At 59.8% G+C, this 17,154-nt stretch carries 15 protein-coding genes; 9 read left to right on the plus strand and 6 right to left on the minus strand.

What is annotated here, in order from left to right; genetic code table 11:
* Positions 1–9 precede the first annotated feature (9 nt).
* The 6 genes from ACN4F8_RS03785 to ACN4F8_RS03810 all read left to right on the plus strand — a co-directional run bounded on the left by ACN4F8_RS03785 (position 10) and on the right by ACN4F8_RS03810 (position 6,300).
* Positions 10–1,317 carry a type IV secretion system protein gene (locus ACN4F8_RS03785; protein ID WP_419472349.1) on the plus strand — a complete coding sequence of 436 codons (1,308 nt, stop codon included), beginning with the start codon at positions 10–12 and terminating at the stop codon, positions 1,315–1,317.
* A gap of 288 nt (positions 1,318–1,605) precedes the next feature.
* Positions 1,606–3,609 (plus strand): AAA family ATPase, encoded by a 2,004-nt coding sequence (locus tag ACN4F8_RS03790; RefSeq protein WP_419472350.1) that lies wholly within the window; start codon positions 1,606–1,608, stop codon positions 3,607–3,609.
* A 46-nt stretch (positions 3,610–3,655) separates the two neighbouring features.
* A complete protein-coding gene (locus ACN4F8_RS03795) occupies positions 3,656–4,210 on the plus strand; it encodes a hypothetical protein (protein ID WP_419472351.1) in 555 nt (184 codons plus the stop codon).
* Positions 4,211–4,214: 4 nt separating this feature from the next.
* A complete protein-coding gene (locus ACN4F8_RS03800; protein ID WP_201450094.1) occupies positions 4,215–5,294 on the plus strand; it encodes an RNA-guided endonuclease InsQ/TnpB family protein in 1,080 nt (359 codons plus the stop codon).
* Between the two features lie 323 nt (positions 5,295–5,617).
* Positions 5,618–5,878, plus strand: coding sequence for a type II toxin-antitoxin system prevent-host-death family antitoxin (locus ACN4F8_RS03805; protein WP_159608942.1), 261 nt, complete (start codon positions 5,618–5,620; stop codon positions 5,876–5,878).
* Positions 5,879–5,886: 8 nt separating this feature from the next.
* Positions 5,887–6,300 (plus strand): type II toxin-antitoxin system VapC family toxin, encoded by a 414-nt coding sequence (locus ACN4F8_RS03810; RefSeq protein WP_159608943.1) that lies wholly within the window; start codon positions 5,887–5,889, stop codon positions 6,298–6,300.
* 48 nt (positions 6,301–6,348) lie between these two features.
* Here ACN4F8_RS03810 and ACN4F8_RS03815 read toward each other — a convergent pair whose 3' ends face one another.
* From ACN4F8_RS03815 to ACN4F8_RS03825, 3 genes are read right to left on the minus strand one after another with little or no spacing between them, the layout of a single operon-like run.
* On the minus strand, positions 6,349–7,356 hold the full coding sequence (locus tag ACN4F8_RS03815; protein ID WP_159608944.1) for a helix-hairpin-helix domain-containing protein: 1,008 nt from the start codon (positions 7,354–7,356) through the stop codon (positions 6,349–6,351).
* A gap of 6 nt (positions 7,357–7,362) precedes the next feature.
* Positions 7,363–8,697, minus strand: coding sequence for a type II toxin-antitoxin system HipA family toxin (locus ACN4F8_RS03820; RefSeq protein ID WP_159608945.1), 1,335 nt, complete (start codon positions 8,695–8,697; stop codon positions 7,363–7,365).
* Positions 8,698–8,703: 6 nt separating this feature from the next.
* Positions 8,704–8,985, minus strand: a complete 282-nt coding sequence (locus ACN4F8_RS03825) for a helix-turn-helix domain-containing protein (RefSeq protein WP_159608946.1) — start codon at positions 8,983–8,985, stop codon at positions 8,704–8,706.
* 400 nt (positions 8,986–9,385) lie between these two features.
* Here ACN4F8_RS03825 and ACN4F8_RS03830 point away from each other — a divergent pair, with 400 nt between their 5' ends.
* Positions 9,386–12,124, plus strand: coding sequence for a DEAD/DEAH box helicase (locus ACN4F8_RS03830; RefSeq protein ID WP_159608947.1), 2,739 nt, complete (start codon positions 9,386–9,388; stop codon positions 12,122–12,124).
* 68 nt (positions 12,125–12,192) lie between these two features.
* Here the strand turns inward: ACN4F8_RS03830 and ACN4F8_RS03835 are convergent, their stop codons facing one another.
* The 3 genes from ACN4F8_RS03835 to ACN4F8_RS03845 all read right to left on the minus strand — a co-directional run bounded on the left by ACN4F8_RS03835 (position 12,193) and on the right by ACN4F8_RS03845 (position 13,831).
* A complete protein-coding gene (locus ACN4F8_RS03835; RefSeq protein WP_159608948.1) occupies positions 12,193–12,393 on the minus strand; it encodes a hypothetical protein in 201 nt (66 codons plus the stop codon).
* A gap of 104 nt (positions 12,394–12,497) precedes the next feature.
* Positions 12,498–13,112 carry an RES family NAD+ phosphorylase gene (locus ACN4F8_RS03840; protein ID WP_291216506.1) on the minus strand — a complete coding sequence of 205 codons (615 nt, stop codon included), beginning with the start codon at positions 13,110–13,112 and terminating at the stop codon, positions 12,498–12,500.
* Positions 13,109–13,831 carry an antitoxin Xre/MbcA/ParS toxin-binding domain-containing protein gene (locus ACN4F8_RS03845; RefSeq protein ID WP_159608949.1) on the minus strand — a complete coding sequence of 241 codons (723 nt, stop codon included), beginning with the start codon at positions 13,829–13,831 and terminating at the stop codon, positions 13,109–13,111. Before ACN4F8_RS03845 ends, ACN4F8_RS03840 begins: the two co-directional genes overlap by 4 nt.
* A 750-nt stretch (positions 13,832–14,581) precedes the next feature.
* Between ACN4F8_RS03845 and ACN4F8_RS03850 the strand changes: the two genes are divergently transcribed.
* Positions 14,582–15,556 carry a hypothetical protein gene (locus tag ACN4F8_RS03850; protein ID WP_159608982.1) on the plus strand — a complete coding sequence of 325 codons (975 nt, stop codon included), beginning with the start codon at positions 14,582–14,584 and terminating at the stop codon, positions 15,554–15,556.
* 203 nt (positions 15,557–15,759) lie between these two features.
* Complete coding sequence (locus ACN4F8_RS03855; protein WP_291216502.1) at positions 15,760–16,899, plus strand: hypothetical protein; 1,140 nt, start codon at positions 15,760–15,762, stop codon at positions 16,897–16,899.
* Positions 16,900–17,154 lie beyond the last annotated feature (255 nt).

A 17,154-nucleotide genomic window follows, 5' to 3' on the forward strand; every position in this document is an offset into this window, starting at 1 on the left:
GGCCTAGACATGAAGACGATTCGAGTGCCGCTGCCTGAATCGAACCTATTTGCGCATTTCGCAGGCACATTTGCCGAATGGTTCGTGTCGTGGGTCATGACTCAACGGGCAAGCCTGTCCCAAAGCAAGGTCAAGCGTCGCCTGCTGGTGGTGTTCGTGGGACTTCTCGTCGCAGTTGCTTCGGGAATTTCATTCGGCCAGGCAGACACTAGCGGAGTGCCGCAGACTCCTACCACCATTGGCGGCCCTGCGATGACGCCGGACCAGATCGTGGTGACAGTTGTCAATGCCGTGGAGACTGAAATTGGCAAGCTGAAGAACAACCAAACGCTCCAGCAGTACGGGGCGCTGATCTCTGGCTTCTTTCTGATTGCGTTGATGTCCTGGAGTGCGGTCAAGGCGCTTGCCACTGCAAAAGGTTTCGGGGACATGATCGCCGAATGGGTGCCGATCTTCGTCTCATTTGGCTTTGTGTATCTGTTTTTGAACCGGTCAGCGCCGGCCATGATTGAGGGATTTGTGTCTGCACTGGGCACCGCCATCAGCGAGATGCCCATGGACGGGATGACCAACAGCATGAAGGCCATTGTTGACCCCATGATGCTTGCCATCTCTGACCTGATTACCTCACCAACAAGGACAGGCGACGGGGTGATGGAGACCATCGCACTCTTCCCCAACCGAGTCATCAACGGCCTGACCACCTTGCTCGCGGTGTTCTTGCTCGTTGTGGGTATGGTGGTCTCGATGGCCACGGTGATCATGTCGTTTATCTCTATCGCCCTGGCAATGGCGCTGGCGCCAGTGATGGTCCCATTCATCATGTTCAAGCCGACCACATGGATCTTTGATTCCTGGTTGAAGTTCTTGGCTGGTGCCGCCCTGATGAAGGTGGTGTTTGCGTTCATGGTCAAGATCGCCTCGGCCATTCTCACAGCGACGGCGGTTCTGAGAAGCCAACTCATCAATGACAAGACGGTTGGTCTGGGTGACTTCATGGTTGCGGACCTGATCACGCAAGCGATGCTCGTTTTGCTTTGCCTGCTGGCAATGCTCATCTTGATGCAAACGCCGGGGATTGCCACGGGGCTCCTTAGCGGGAGCGCGGGAGGTGGTGGATTCAGTGGGTTGAAAGGCCTCACCGGTGGTACCGGCGGCAAGGCCGGAAACAGAGCGGCCGATATAGGCGCTGCTACCACTGGGAGAGCCGGTGGGGCAGCATGGAGCGGGGTAAAGAAGGGTGGTACCGCAGCGTGGAGGGGAATTACAGGTAATTCTCCAAAACCACCTCCCCCACCACCGCCTTCTGGACCGTGAGATTCAGCGCATTTCTGACTCCAGATCCGTGTGCTGAAAGAGGAACCCAAAAAGGGAGGCCACTGGTCTCCCTTTTTTGTCATCTTTACGTCAATCAACTTGCCTGCAGGAGAGGACAAATTCAGTAACGACAAACAACCGAGGGGGGTGGGCTGAGGTTACGCGAGAAAAGTCACTTTTCTGCGACGCCATCCCTTGACGCACTTGCGCGCCGTGATAATTTGAAGCGAGTGAAACTTGAATAGCACAGCACCCCGGTAGGTGCGAATCTAGATCGGCGAGGACCCCTTGAATCAAATACTCAATACATCCCTTGAAGTCGCAAAGCGCATCGCGCTCTACTTGTTGATCGGCTTCTCCGGAGTTGTGGTGATGCTTGTCGGTGCGCTCGGCACAAACAAGTCCGACTACCTCTCGACAAATCTGATCCCGGACAACCTTGACTACACCAAAGGCGAGAGTGTGATGGCGCTGCTGGCCGCGCTGATCGTGGGCGCATTGGTCCTGGAGGCTATCCAGTTTTATACCAGCCAAGGCCGTCGCTTCCGCAGCTCAACCGTTGCACGGCTGCTCTCAAAGCCCTTGCTCTTCCTGTGTGGCTTTCAAAACCTCTACTGGTGGCTGGGCACGCCCCCGAAGGCAGAAGGGGAACGGTATGTGATCTATGCCTACGCAGCCGTGGCCGCCGTGGCGTTCATCATCACCCGTTGGGGCTACCTCAAGCCACGCTTCCATCAGCAAGCGGCCCAGGCGCCGGTGCAAGGTCAGGAAGAGCAGGCCGATGTGGGCAACGTGACTCGGCCGACTACCTCATTCAAGGACATATATGGCTATGCCGAGATCAAGGACCGCATCAAGGATGCCGCCAACGAAATCGTGCAGTCAGGTGCCTCAAAGAAGCAGGCCCGTAACGGAATTCTGCTGCACGGAGGTCCCGGCAACGGCAAGACCGCATTTGCCGAAGCACTTGCTGGCGAGTTTCGCCTGCCGCTGGTGACGTTGACGCTTGCCGATGTCGAAAGCAAGTGGGTTGGCGAGAAGGTGCAGCGCGTCACCGCCGCGTTCGCAAAGGCCAAGCGAAGCGCCCCGTGTGTATTCTTCATCGATGAGATCGACTCTTTGTTGTCTGAGCGCACCAGCACGGGAACTGGTTGGGCGGAAAAGGATGCCAACAACGTCGTCAACGCACTGCTCACGCTGATGGTCGACCTGCGCAAGTCCAAGGTGATCCTCGTGGCCGCCACCAACTACATGGACCGCCTGGACAGTGCCGGCGTGCGCGAAGGCCGCTTCGATTTCAAGATCGAGATCACCACCCCCGACCTCGAAGCGCGAGTGGGCCTGCTCAAGAAGGGCCTGCAGATGAACGTGCCGCACATCAAGGCAGCGCCCGATGTGGTCGAAATGGTGGCTCAGCGCTGGAACGGCTTCTCGGCCAAACGCATCCTGGCCGTCACCGAGGAACTTCCCTCGTACCTGAAGCGCAACGAACTGCGCACGCTGGGGTTCGATGAATTCATGGGTGCGCTGCGCTCCATCCAGGGCCGCAAGGGCGTGATGCTGGAAAACGTCAAGCCCCTGAGCGAATTGGTGTTCTCACCCAACACCCGCGAAATGATCGACATGCTCATCGGCCGCATGGCCGACCCCGTGCACACCGAGAGCCACGGCGGCACCATGCCCACCGGCGTGCTGTTCTACGGCGCTCCAGGCACCGGCAAGACTGCTGCGGCCAAGGCCATCGCCAAAGAGATCGATTGGGCCTTCCTGCCCACCACCGGCTCTGACATGGCGCGCGACACCAAGGCGCTGGAAAAGCTCTACGCACAGGCGATGGAGATGCGCCCCTGCATCATCTTCATCGATGAGGCCGACGAGCTCATGAAGGACCGCAGCAACTCCATGAGCACCGACGCCACCAACAAGCTGCTCACGCTCATGGACGGAGTGAGCGACCGGGTGCGTGACGTGGTGTGGGTGGCCGCCACCAACCACCCCGACCAGATCGACGCCGCCCTGCTGCGCGGTGGTCGCTTCACCGAGAAGGTGGTGTTCGAGAAGCCTGGTGCCGCTGGCCTCAATGCCCACTTCCGGGGCTGGTTCGAGCGCAAGAAAGTCACGCTGGATGCCTCGCTGCACAACGTGGACTTCTCCGCCATCGTCGGCGACGAGAGCATCGCCAACGCTGAGGCCGTGGCACAGGCCGCGCTCAACCGCGCCATTTCGCGCCGTGAGGCCAAGGTCGTCGTGACCCTTGAGGACTTCGAGCGTGCCGTCATGGCGGTGCTGTGAAGCCCCAAGCAAATCCACCATTCAAAACGTGGAAAGACCGATCACCGTGAACAATCAGAACGAGACACCCATGATGGACACCGATGAACTGCGGCGCCTCGCCAACGACAACGCCAAAGTCTGGAAGGTGGTCGATGACGCCGTAAACAACCCGCTTCCCCTGCCCGAAGTGGACGGCAGCGACACCGAGTACGCCGGTTTGCGCGAGTGGCTTTTCACGGTGCGGCACTTCACACCCGAAGATCGACTGGACCTTTTCCGCCAGGCCTTGCTGAGCCTGAAGGAGCCCCGCGCCATCCAGTTGCTCGAAGGCGAGATCCGCATGCTGTCCACCACCACTGACAGCGGCCCGCTGGACACCGGCTCCAACCACCTCGGGGTCTACGCTGGCGCGCAGGGCCCACAGGAGCCGGTCTACACCGGTGCCCCGCGCTCGGTACTCAACCCAAAAGACCCCACCCAGCTGCGCCCGATCGGTGCTGTGGCCAGGATCAGCGAGGCGGCCGCGTATGCCGCGGTGCTCAGTGCTGTGGCCTGGGGCGCCTACCAGTTCGGCTCCGGGGCTTTGGGCGCCCTGAAAGCGGCCACACAGACTCTCTGACCAGGTGGACACAGTCAAGACCCTCAAGCTGCGCATCAAGGACAAGCACGCCAGCGTGCTTCGCGCCATGGCGCGTGATGTGAACATGGTCTGGAACTACTGCAACGAGACCAGCGCACGCTCGGTACGCGAGAAGGGCAAGTTCCTCAGCGGCTTCGATCTCCAGAAGCTCACCGATGGCTTCTCCAAATGCGACGGCGTCAAGGTAGGCAGCGCCACAACCCAGCAGGTGTGTGAGGAGTACGCCACAAGGCGCCGCCAGTTCAAGCGCGCCCGACTCAACTGGCGCGTGTCTAACCCGAAGTCCTCGAAGTATTCGCTGGGCTGGATCCCCTTCAAGTCCCGCGCGGTGCGCTACAAGGGAGGGCAGATCCACTTCGCGGGCGAGAAGCTCGGGCTGTGGGACAGCTATGGGCTCGCCCGCTACGAGCTGCGCGCCGGATCATTTGCCGAGGACTCACGCGGCCGCTGGTATTTGAATGTGCAGATCAAGGTCGCCGAGCTGGTGGGTCCGCGGCTGCCTGTGACCAGCTCGGTCGGGATCGACCTGGGCCTGAAGACATGCGCCACTGCATCTGATGGCCGCAAAATCGAGGGCCGCTTCTACCGAGCCCTGGAGACCAGGCTGGGCATTGCCCAGCGCGCCAGGAAGAAGAGAAGGGTAAAGTCCATCCATTCAAAGATCGCGAATCAGCGCAAAGACATGCTGCACAAGTTCAGCACGCAGATCGTTGCTAACAATGCGGCAATCTTTGTCGGTGATGTCTCCAGCGCGAAGTTGGTGAAGACGAAGATGGCCAAGTCCACGCTGGACGCGGGCTGGTCAATGCTCAAGACGATGTTGGAATACAAGAGCCGTGAGGCCGGTATCGTCTTTGTAGAGGTCCCGGAGGCCTATACAACCCAGACTTGTTCGTGTTGCGGGGCGCGGCCCCACAGCAGTCCGAAAGGTAGAGCAGGCCTTGGAATAAGAGAGTGGACCTGCGATGCTTGCGGAGCGGTCCACGACCGAGACGTCAACGCCGCCAGGAACATTCTCGCGCTCGGACATGAGCGTCTCGCAGGAGGAATCCCGGTCCTTTAGGGCCGAGAGGATGTCAACTGGGGCTATCCCGGCCGCCTGGACCGCGACAAGCGCATCGTGCTGCCTTGGCGCGGCATGCGCAAGGTGACCATCGAGCACGCGTTCTTCGGTTCAGCACCGGTGGCGGTCTACGCTATCGACCTCGGCAGAAGTCCGTACGAAACTGTCGCCTGAGGCTTTGTCCGGGTTGTAGAGTCCTAGCGGCCGTGCAACTCAGGCCCCCCTTTGGATTGACTCTCTGATGTACGCGGAATCGGGACGGCTACGACAAACAAGTCAAAATGTCGTAACATACAAACATTGTCCTGGTTCAGGAGATCATCGTGAGCATCAATACGTTTTCCAGCCGAGACTTCACACGCGATGTCTCAGCGGCCAAGCGCGCAACCGGCGACGGCCCCGTCTTCATCACAGACCGTGGGCGTCCTGCATTTGCGTTGCTCAAGATCGAGGACTACTACCGCATTGCCGGTCAAAGCGAGTTGTCGCTGCTCGACGTCATGGACGGTATACCGGGTGGTGAGGGAATCGACTTTGATCCGCCGCGGTTCGATCTCAAGCTCTCCGTCGCGGCGCTGGACTGAAAGGCGCAATGTTCGTCCTGGATACCAACGTCATCTCCGAGCTGCGCCACGGGAAACTCAACCAGTCTGCGCAGGTGCGGGCATGGGCTGCAGGGCAGTCCAGCAGCAGGCTTTTCCTGTCCGCCATCTCCATTCTTGAGCTGGAGATTGGCATCCGCGCACTGGAGCGTCGCACCCCGCCACAGGGCAGTGCGCTGCGCGCTTGGCTCGCTGGGGTGCGTGTGGCTTTCGCTGGCCGGATCCTCCCGTTTACGGAGAACACGGCGCCCGTGTGCGCTTCGTTACATGTGCCCAACCCTTGTTCAGAGCGCGATGCAATGATCGCGGCCACAGCCATCGAGCACGGATTTTCAGTGGTTACGCGCAACGTGCCAGACTTTGTGAACACGGGCGTTGGCTTGATCAATCCCTGGGATTCCTGACCGCATAGCGAGACGGCGTGAGTCATCCGCACTTTCGCATTGAAGGACTCACTCGCCGGCGTGGTCCTCGGGGAATGGCGTGGGGAATGGAGAAGGCCGGCGATCCCGCTCAGACCTATGGATAGGTGGTTTCGGCAGCGCGAAGTACTCCATCAAACGAGTCTGGCCATGAGCACCCAGTCCGTGGCGCCTGCACTTGCCCTCCCTTGCTTCGATCGCAACCTCGCGCGCAGCCGCCACCGTGGTGGCCCCTGACTTCCCCAAGGCCTTGGTGACAGACCAGCCAAGCCAAGGTGCCAGTTCCTCGACCGCAGCGTCGTCGCCCGGCCGTTTGAGTTCGTTGAGGTTCAGGACGCCGTATTCCCACTGCGCCAAATCACCAGGCGCTGAGTGAAGCGTCATCCCCACGCACCTGAGCGTTTGCACAAGCTCTCGGATCGAGGCCTTGCCGAACTTCACGTACAGATCTCTCAATGTGTGCGACCGAAGGGCACCGACACTGTCGATTCCACGTGCGAGGCAGCGATTGACTGTGGCCGGCCGCAGCCCGAGCTCGCTGATTGGGGACTGGTCGCTCAACTTGCGCTCGGCGGCTCGCGTGCGAAAGGCCACCGCTGCGCGGTCCAGGTCCCGACGCCAAGGTTGATCGCTTTCCTTGAAAGCGAGGCCATGTTTGCCCAGCATCTCACGCAGCTGCTCGACTGTGGTTCGCCCGACATCCTTCATCCTCATCAGTTCGTCTTCGCTGGCCAGCGCCAAGTCCTCCAGACGGTAGATGTTGATTTCGAGCATTCGGTGCACCGCAGAACGGCGAATGCCAAGTTCCTCAATCGGTGTGTCGGGCGTTATTGCAGCATCGACGGAGCGCTTCTCATTCGGTGTCCATGCGAAGGGTTCGATCTCGAGCTTCGAGGCGTCAACGCCGGCAGCTTCCGCTATGACGATGAAGCGCTTGGAACGCAGGATCCAGTCATGCAGTGCTGCTAGGCAGGCGGATAGCTGATCTGGTGGCACCGAAAGCAGGTCCCTTGTGCTTTCAAAAGAGGAGCGGCCCATACCCGTTCAACCCCCAAAAGTTGTCACGCGATCTGAGAGATGTTTGGCGATGGTCTCCATCTCCGCGCGGTCCACGCCGGCGCGCTTCGCAAAGCTGGGCCATCGTTCGATCGCTTGCTTGATCCCATGAACCGTTTGGGGCAGTTCAGCGAGCAGCCCGAACCGATCTGCAACCTCGCGCACATCGCTCAAAGTGATCTGGTCGAAGCGTCCGTTGACCGACATCAGATGCTGCTTGATCCATTCGTTGTCGGGGTTGAAGGCGTGCGTGATGTCGTAGGCTGGGGACAACTCCCACCGCCCCCCTTCGCGCAAGAGGAACGAGAAGTTCTTGGTGTGGTCGTCGTTGTTGACCGCCAGCACATTGAAGACCATGCGGCGCACGAGCTCAACCAGTGCGCCACGGTCCAGCTTGAGCTGCTTTGCCGTCTGGAATAGCTGGTTGTAGCTGTGGGTGGCGACCTGTTTGTAGTCCAGATGGGCCATGGCGCACAGCGTTTGCATGTGGTGGCGCTGGTCGCCATCACGGTCGAAACGTTTGGTCATGAAGTGCGCGCGGCCGTTCTCCTCCAAAAGCCGACAGGGCGACATGTCGATGTCGGCTTCGGAGGCCATGAGGTGGTAGGCGTACTCAATGCGGCCGTACCCCTTGGACGGACCGAGAGCGTTGTCCTTGCCCATGCCGTCGAGTTTCAGCAGCCAGGCTTCAAACCCCTCAGGGATGTCGAACTGGCCTGTACGGACTTCCTCTGTATCGGGATTCCAGGCGATGGTTGCCTTCGCGCGCGCACCGCCCGCCGAGGTGCCCACTTGGATGATCTGTTTGAGGGCTGCACTGACATGGTCCTCGCCGTCAAAATCTTCCTTCACGGCCTTGCGAGCGGCTTCCACCAATTTCCCCATATGGACAGCGGTGGGCTTGCTGGGCTTGGGCCCACGCATGGGGCCGAAGGTCAAGGCACCCATGCCACGCCTGCCCATGTAGGCCAGACGGTCCAGTGAAGTGATGGCGTCCTTGGCGATACCCTTGTCTGCCAACCAGGCGTCGATCAGCGCATTGCCGAAGTCGTCGGGCAGGGCGTCGGCCAGGAGCGCGGGCAGGCGCTTGAATGTCGGCTCGGGCAGTTCCGTGAAGATGAAGGGCTCACGGGCCTGCGCCAGGGGCATCTGCAGTGGTGCCAGTTCAATGCCGCTCTTCACCCACGTCGGGGCGTATTTGAAGGCGTAGTAGTTCTTCGTGGGCTCGCGCGCCACGGCGCCCACCAGTTTTCCCCACGCTCTGACCTCTACGGCGTCGACGCTCTGGTAGGGGGTTTGTCGCGTCTTCGTTGCTGTTGCCATGGAGGGTCAGTCGAGTTGTGGTTTGCGGGGCTTGTAAGCGCGCTGGCGCGGCGCGTGCTTCTTCAGCATGCTCAGCGGGTCAATCGTCACGGCGGGCTGCAACGTGGTGAGCCACTCATCGCGGTGCAGAACACGCAACACCGTCACGAACGAGGCAAGGGTTGAGCCTTCGCCGCTTTCCAGCCTGCGCACCACGTTGATGGACAGTCCAGCGTTCTTGGCCACGTCCTCAAGCGTGAGGTTCAAACGCAATCTCTGGGCGCGGATCTGCTCCCCCAGTTCGACCATGCGTTCACTTGTAGTGCGCAAATCGTTCATAAATATCCATCAATGAATGGCAGCAAAACAAATTGGCTATAACAATTCACCGATGAATTCTAATGGAAGGGCGAAGGGGACGCAACTTGTGTACGAGTAAGTATCCGAATTAGGACTGTTATAGCCAACCGCGAGGGCATATATCCGATAAGAGCCAGTTGTACGTCAGGCGCTATGCCATCAAGTTGCGGTGCACGCGAGGTCAGTGTGGAGGTAAACGCGCCTCAACGGCAGGTCAACGACCTTGTTCTGCTTCGTTGGCAGGGCATCGCTGGACTCCAGGGCCGGCACGATAGGGCGGAGCCCCATCAATCCTCAACGAACCCAGTGGCACTCAACGGCCCCGATTCGCGGAACGAGCAGATCCAACATGCGTGCCCGGAAAATCAAAAAACCAGCCCCCCACCAGCGCGAAGCATTGAGTGCCATCACCAACGCCATGAGATCTGCCAGCCGGGCGAGTGTCGTTATGGCCTGCGGCACCGGCAAGACGCTCGTAGAAATGTGGGCGTCCCAGGCGATGGACAAAACACGCACCATCGTATTCGTGCCCACCATCAACCTGCTGCAACAGGTATTCCATGAATGGCGGGATCAGAACAAGGGCGCGGGCGACTTCCGCGCGCTGTGCGTGTGCTCCGACAGCAGCGTAGGCACGGAACCAGAAGGGGAGGGGGGTTCCGGAGAAACCGATGAGGTAGTACTCGGCGCAGGAGATATCGATTTCCCAACGTGCACCGCCCCCGCGGTAGTGAACGCGTTCCTGAACGATGCCAAAAAGGATCCTCACGCCCGGGCGGTGATCTTCTGCACCTACCACTCAGCGCACATAGTCGGACAGGCTATGGCAATGCGGCGCAAAGGGGACCGCAGTATCGGTCTGGGGATTTTCGATGAGGCGCACAAAACGGCGTGCGCGGTGGGCAAGCCGTTTGGGTATGCGCTATCGGATGACAACCTGCACATCGACAAACGCCTGTTCTTTACCGCCACCCCCAGAGTTGCGGTAGCAAAAACGGTCCGCAAGAAGCAGGGGAATGCTCCGTTCTACGACATGGCGGATACCGCTTGCTACGGCGAGCAAATCTACAGGCTGTCGTTTGCTGAAGCTGCTGCCAGGGGGCTCATCGTCCCGTACAAAATCGTGATCTCGGTGATCGACGACGCGTCCATCACGAGCGACCATATCTCGCGATACGTGGTCAAGTCCAAGGACGGCTTTGTCGATGCATCGGTAGTGGCCAAACAAGTTGCATTGCGTCGAGCCATGGAGAAATATGGGCTGAAGAAGGCCATCACGTTCCACCGGACCATAGCATCTGCGCAGACCTTCGCACACACAACTGATTCGGCCAAAGACGACGGTGTTCGCCTCATAGATGGGCTCCATGTCTTTGGAGAACAAGGCAATGCCGAGCGTGAGGCAGTGATGCGGAAGTTCAAAACCAGCGACCGTGGGGTCATCAGCAACGCTCGTTGCCTGACCGAAGGAGTGGATGTCCCGTCAGTGGATCTGGTGGCCTTCATGGATCCCCGCAAGAGCAAGATCGACATCGTGCAGGCGGCAGGGCGTGCGATGCGCCTTGCGGGGCCCCAGAAGACGTGCGGCTACATCTTGCTGCCCCTTCACCTGAACCTCCACGACGGCGAGTCGGCCGAACAGGCGCTTCTCCGCAGCGACTTTTCTGTTGTTGCTGATGTGCTGGGCGCATTGGCTGAAAACGACGAAGCGTTCAAAGACATCATCCGCGCAGCTGCAGGGGGCTCAGGTTGCGGACTTTCTTCTGTGGTCTCTGTCGATTTTGACGCCTCCATGGCGTTCGATCGGAAGGTGTTCGACCAGCACAAATTCATCAAAGCAATCGAGACACGGCTGATGAACGAGACACTGAGTTCGTTTGACTGGCTAGTTTCGAAGCTCAAGGCCTTCCGAGATGAAAAGGGCCACTGCAGGGTGCCAAACCAATACAAGACTGCATCGGGCTATCCGCTGGGCAGTCGGTGTACCGCGGAGAAGACGGCGGCCAAACATGCCAACTATTCAGAGGTCAGACGAAAAGTCTTGAGCGATCTGGGGTTGGATCTGGACGTGAAGCCGACCCGAAGAGCAGCTGAGACCATACTCACCATGATCCGTGAATTCAAGGCAGAACATGGGCATTGCGAAGTGCCGATTAAGCACCTGTTGCCCAATGGGTATCCGCTGGGAGACCGATGCGTGAAGGAGCGCAACAGGGCTCAGAAGGAGGGATACCCAACCAGCAAAAAGCACGCACTGGAGGCCTTGGGGTTTCGGTTTGTGACCCGAAAGAGAGACGAAAAGGGCGAGGAGTTGTTCAAGCGGCTTGAGGCCTACAGAAAGCAGACTGGTAGCTGCAAAGTCCCGATCAAATATGTTTGCGACGACGGCTTTACTCTGGGCACAAGGTTGACACGTGAGAAGCAACTTGCAAGGCTCGACGGCTACCCGATGGACCGCCGCATAGCACTTGAAAAGTTGGGTGTGAAAGTCGCCGCTGCAGGAAGAAAGTTCCCACGAGCCGAGTTGATCCCAAACCTAGAGCGATTTGTCGAGCAACATGGCCACTGTGACGTGCCGCGCAACTACGAGACTCCGGATGGCTTTCCCTTGTGGGCCAAGTGCGAGGCAGAGCGCATTTTGGCGAAGAAACCTGGATACGAAGAAGAGCAGAAAGCCAAGCTCTCAGCGCTCGGCTTTCACCCAGACAGATACGCTGTGGATGAGAGATTGGAAGCGTTTGTCAGCATGGTCGAGCAGTTCAAAGAAGAGCACGGACACGCCAAGATACCAACGCAATTTGTGACCTCATTGGGCGTCCCGCTGGGTAGTCGAGCCGTCAAGGTTCGTTTGCGAGCGGCCCTTCCAGGCTTCCCCGAGAAAGTGCGTAAGCGCCTCGCTGAACTGGGATTCAGGTTCGATTCTGCACGCAAATCCTCGACTGGGCGATCCAATGAAAACGCGGTTGAATATGGCGCATTTGCGACATCCAAAGGCGGCTTTTCCAAGCACAAGCTAAATGATGCCCATCTCGACAGAATGCCAGTTCGCCCGCATAGGGGCGCAACTCCAATACGGCCATGGGCCTGAGTCTTGAGCGCATGCAGCGCCTTTTGCGCAAAAAGCTACTCGCTGCATTGGGTGAGCGCATGACGGCCCTAAAACTCACTGTCCACTGGCGTGGATAAAGGGACTTCGGTGGCGGTCAACTCGCACGAGCCCTGCAACTTGGCAATCATGTGAGCCGCGCTTTTGTAGCCCGCGTCCCGTGCGGCCGCGTCGCGCGCGCCTTTCTCGTCGTTGGCCTCGTAGACCCCATAGGGCGAGCCATTGGCTTCAACCTGAAATTTCATCGACATGATCACATCCCTTGTGGCGCGGTGGCCAGCGGTGCGCTGCCCTTGATTGAACGATACGCGTCGAGCGGCCAACTTCAAGAGCGAGTTTTCATTGTGTTGGTCGGTTACGGAGCAACCACCAGCCGGGTGTCCAGCGAGAACACCTCCACCGACACCCGCTCAATCTCGCCCTTGGTGCGGTCCACATCGATCAGCAGGTTCCAGGAATGGGGACTCACCGCGCTCGGCACCACCAGCATGGGGTGAGACTCCATCGCCTGCTGAACAAAGGCAACCTGGTTGGGGCTGTATGAACCAGGGCGCAGCCATGCAGGATTGGGGAACGAGTGAGGCAGCAGCACCTTGACCAGGGCAGGGTGAACGATTCGAGCGCAGACCAGCATGTGCGGAACAGCATCCAAGGCGGAGAACCCGCTGTGCACGGCAACTTCCAGAATGGCCGTGGCCGGATCCAGACTTCCGTAGAGCAAACGCGTGCCAGCCTTGTTCCAGCGCCCGCTCACACGAAACGCCCCTTCCCCTGAGTCCCATGTGTCCACGTGGCGTGCGTTCACCAGACGCCAGAACTGCAGCCCCGGCGCGTCAGGTGATGCCTGACGCGAGCTGAGAGCGACATCTGCCAGCGCCTGGGCTCCCAGCACCGACCCCAGCGGCCCACGTAGAACGGCGGCCGATGCCTCCGAGTAGGCGTCGATCAGCGCCCTGGGAAGCGGGGTCAAGCGTAGACCCCGTACTCCATGCGAACGAGCAGATCGCGCACCAGGTCCGCGCCTTGGCGGGTGGAGAGCAGATCGAGGGGGCGCTGGCCCTTGAGTGCGACGGCGCCGGTGGTGAGCCAGCGCTGCGCCTCGGCCATCGAGCCCAGCACGCTCTGGGCCTGCTCGGTGATGGCAGCCAGATCCAACGCCACGCTGGCCACGTCACTGCCCAGGCGCCCATCGCGATGGCGCTGTAACGTCCGCTCGCTCACCCCAAGCGCGGTGAGCAACTCCTGCTTCGGAATAGCATCGAAGCGCTCCAGCATGTCCAGCAGAGACTTTGTGGCGATCCCCTCGAGCACTTTGTGGTGGAGCTCAAGCGGGCCAGCGTCCCCTACAGACAATTCGGCATTGGAAGTGCGAGCTTCAAAACTCTTCACCACTGTGATTGTTTTGCCTCCTACCTGCAGCGTGTCGCCTACCGTCGGGCGATTTGGCTTCACGTTCATGTGGATAGGCGTCTTGCGCGACCCTTGGACGTACACCACCCCAGCATCCTTCATGTCGAGCAGCACGCCCCGGAGCGACGTAGGCGGCAGAGCTTTCCCAGCCGAGGTGCGAACGCGCTCGCCTCCTGTTTTGTAAACACCAATGTCGTAGTCAGTGGGGCCGATTTTTACCTGGGTGGCCTTGGCAGTGCGTGCGGTTGTTTCGCGCCCTTTTGGGGTGGAGGTGGACATGGGGCTTACTCCTGATCTCGCCAACTGGCACTCCAGTTTACGCCAGTTGGCGCGCGTCGGCTCTTGCGTGTCTCCAGGACGAGCTTCCTCCTCGACAAGCGTTCCCGTGAAGTCAGCCTCGCCTCGCACTCTTTGACTCCACGTATCCAATGGCCGCCGCGCTCTTCAGAACGGTTGTCCTTCTCAGCAGTGACGGTGACGTGTGAAGCAACGCGCGCGGAGCCAAGATCAGAAAGTAACTTTTAAAGGGACCAAATCAGATCTTTTGCCGCGTTGAAAACCCATACGATGCGCTTGATCTCTAAAACGATGGGAGATTTCATTAAACTGGCGAAGATTCGAGAACGTCAAAACGTATGTATGCATGCTCACAGTTTTCGATCAGAAAATCCCTTTCTAGCTATAAGTTTGCGATTCGATGCATTCTTGAGGTTTCGGCAATAGTCCAGCGGACACGCCGCCAAGTTGGACCAAGCGCCAGACGAACAGCCTGATTGTCTGTGCGCATCCCCAGTTGTTGTCCAGCCCCCAACTCACCCCACATGCAAACGTTCTTCAGCGATTCATTCGTTCAAATCACCTCAGGTGTGCTGCTCACACCCACTTGCGCAGGACAACCCTGCAGCCCCTCCTGGTGATCACAAAAGCATGCAAGAAACGACAAGCACAGCAGGGCCACGTCGCGCCGGCTCCGATGACTCACACCGCACAAAAGATGAAAGCGAGATTGCGCAGGCCTTGATCACCGTGATGCGGTCCTGCACGAACAGCGAGTCCGAACTGCACATATTGCCAACGGCCTGCGGCGTGAGCCACTTCAAGGCCAAGGGGCTCAAGCACGCCAGCGCGCTCTACAGTCCCCTGGGCATTGCCCTCTCACGCCGCCGGCGCACCATGCGGCTTAACTTCATTCAGCAGTGCCTGGAAGGCGCCATCCACACCGATGGCTCGCTCGATCCCAAAACCCTGCTCAAGCCCGAATTCACGGCCGTGATGATCACCCCCTACTGGCTGGGGGACTACTGCGTGAAGATCATCAACATGGATGAGGTGCTCAAGCGGTTTGACATCGTCCGCCTGCTGGAGCATGAGATCGCGCTGCAGCAAACACTGCCCCTGATCGAAGCGAAGGGCTACCGCGATGTGCACATTGCCCTCCCAGTGCTGCAAGGATCGGCCGCCGAGCTCAACCTGCATGTGGTGATCTCGTGCAATGACCGTGGTGAGTGGCTGACAACGATCCACAGCAACGGCCTGTGGCAGCAGCAGTTTCCCGGGACCAAGGCGGCGCAAGCTGCGGCGGCGTTCGCCCACCTGTGCTATGCCCGTGGCCACCAATGCGTCGTTGACGTTCGCACCGAAGTTCATCTCCAGGCTGTGTATGCCACCGCGATTGCGCGAACCTCTCCCACCAAGTTCGAGATTATCGAAACCTCAGGCAGAAACACGCTGAGCCCGATGGAAAGGGAACACACAGACCCAATGAGCGAGTTGTGCACCATGCTCAGCGCCCAGTACGACTCTCTCACGCTGCAGCGCTCCAACACCGACCCAGACGTGCACAAGGCCATGGTCGGGCTGTTCGAAACCCAGATGGTGGTCTACACCGGCGTCATGTGCTCACGGGTTGGCACGCAGTCGCAGCCGCCCAGCGACCCGGGCCTGCAGGTGTGGATGGAGCGACAGACACGCAGCCCCGGGAGCATCGAATTCTTCTGGCGCTGACCCAGTCTTGGTGATCGTTGACCGGAGAAATACGAACAGAACAGATGCCTCGGAGTGAGTAACTCAAACCAACGCATGGTTTTCGGTCATTTGGCTCGCACCGCTGGGGCTTTGTGGGCCCTATCTTTGAATGCTTTCGTGCAGAAGGTCACGCCTCCCAAAAGGCATGCCGCCTGCAGGTTTCCATTTGAAGGCACATTGGCATGACATCTCCTCACGGCAAGAACCTTCAGTCGCAACCGAACGTACCGGCCGATGAACTCTCGGGTCAGATTGACAAGCGCACGCGCGCAGCGCGGATCGAAAGCGGTGGCTACGCTTCACCGGTTTTCGCGACAGCTTCTGAATTCATTGAACAAAGCCTCTCGCGCCGCGCGTATGTCGAGCCAGATGCGCGCTGGAATGCCCCAGACAGCAGCCTGTTTCCAATGGCGATTCAGGGCTACTGCCTGCAGGCCACTCAGCACCTGCGCCCGCGCCACGCCACCGAACCTGACACCGGCACCCCCGGTCCACACTCCCTTCGCCGCGAGATGATCATCTACGGCAACCTGCTCAGCCGCCTGGCGCAACTACATGCCCAAGTTCCCGGCCTGCGCACGACCGAGCGACCAGCGCCAGTGATGGGCTTTCTGCTGGTGCCCACCTGGGTCAAAGAGTTCGAGATCCACCAGGTTGATCTGACGCGGGCGATGGACTGGACCGAGGGGCTGCACGACCTCATGTCCAGCTCACTGCGGCAGGTTGTCGAGATGCGCGCCAACTACTGCGGCCCGGCCAACCCATTTGTCGACACGGCCGCCGCTGTGCACCTGGCGTTCGTCGTGCCACACCACAACGGGCAGGGATTGGCCACCACGGTGGTGTGCAGTCTCAACGAAGGGGGCTTGAGCTCGTGCACCGTCGACAGCCAGCCGCTGGGCACGTTGCAAGCCGCGCAGATCGCGCTCAAGTTGAGCTGGATGCTCAGCACTCAAGCGCATGTGCCCTGTGACCCCGCCCGGCTGGAATCATTCTTCGAAGCCGCGCGCCAGGGCGCAGACCACACAGGCAGCGGCCCAGCCAGCGGGCAGTTGGTCCGCACGCTCACCTACGCAGACCTTCGTCCGATGGCCAGCGACCCCTTCATGGAGATGGCGCTGCAGATACTCGACTTGCACGAGACAGAGGTCATCGCAAGGCTCGTGGCTCGCGAAAAAACGCTGGTCACGCGTCTGGCCAAAGAATCCGGCGTGCGCGCATGGGCGCTGGCCTACTTCCGCCGCCATGGTGTGGACCTCACTCACCTGGCGCGCGTGGCCCGCACCAAGCTAGCCGAACTCAACCCCTCCGCCGCTGGATGAGCACAGACCGCTTTGCAATCCTTGACCGGGGGGATGAGACGTCCACCGAGCAAGGCGAAGTGCATCAGCAACTCGTCTCAGCCCGCATGAGCAGCGCTCCGCGCGGCGATGCACCGCCCGTGTCCATCGGCATGGTGGTTCACCTTTGGCCCAAGCACTTGGGCGCCACAGCCAAGGCCTTGTGCGGGGGCTCCCCTCGGGGGGTGTTCAGCAGCTGGAGCGAGACAGACGACGCTACAGATTGCGCAGCTTGCA

Origin of the sequence: Hydrogenophaga sp. (genome assembly GCF_048549895.1) — a bacterium.
Lineage (GTDB): Bacteria > Pseudomonadota > Gammaproteobacteria > Burkholderiales > Burkholderiaceae_C > Hydrogenophaga.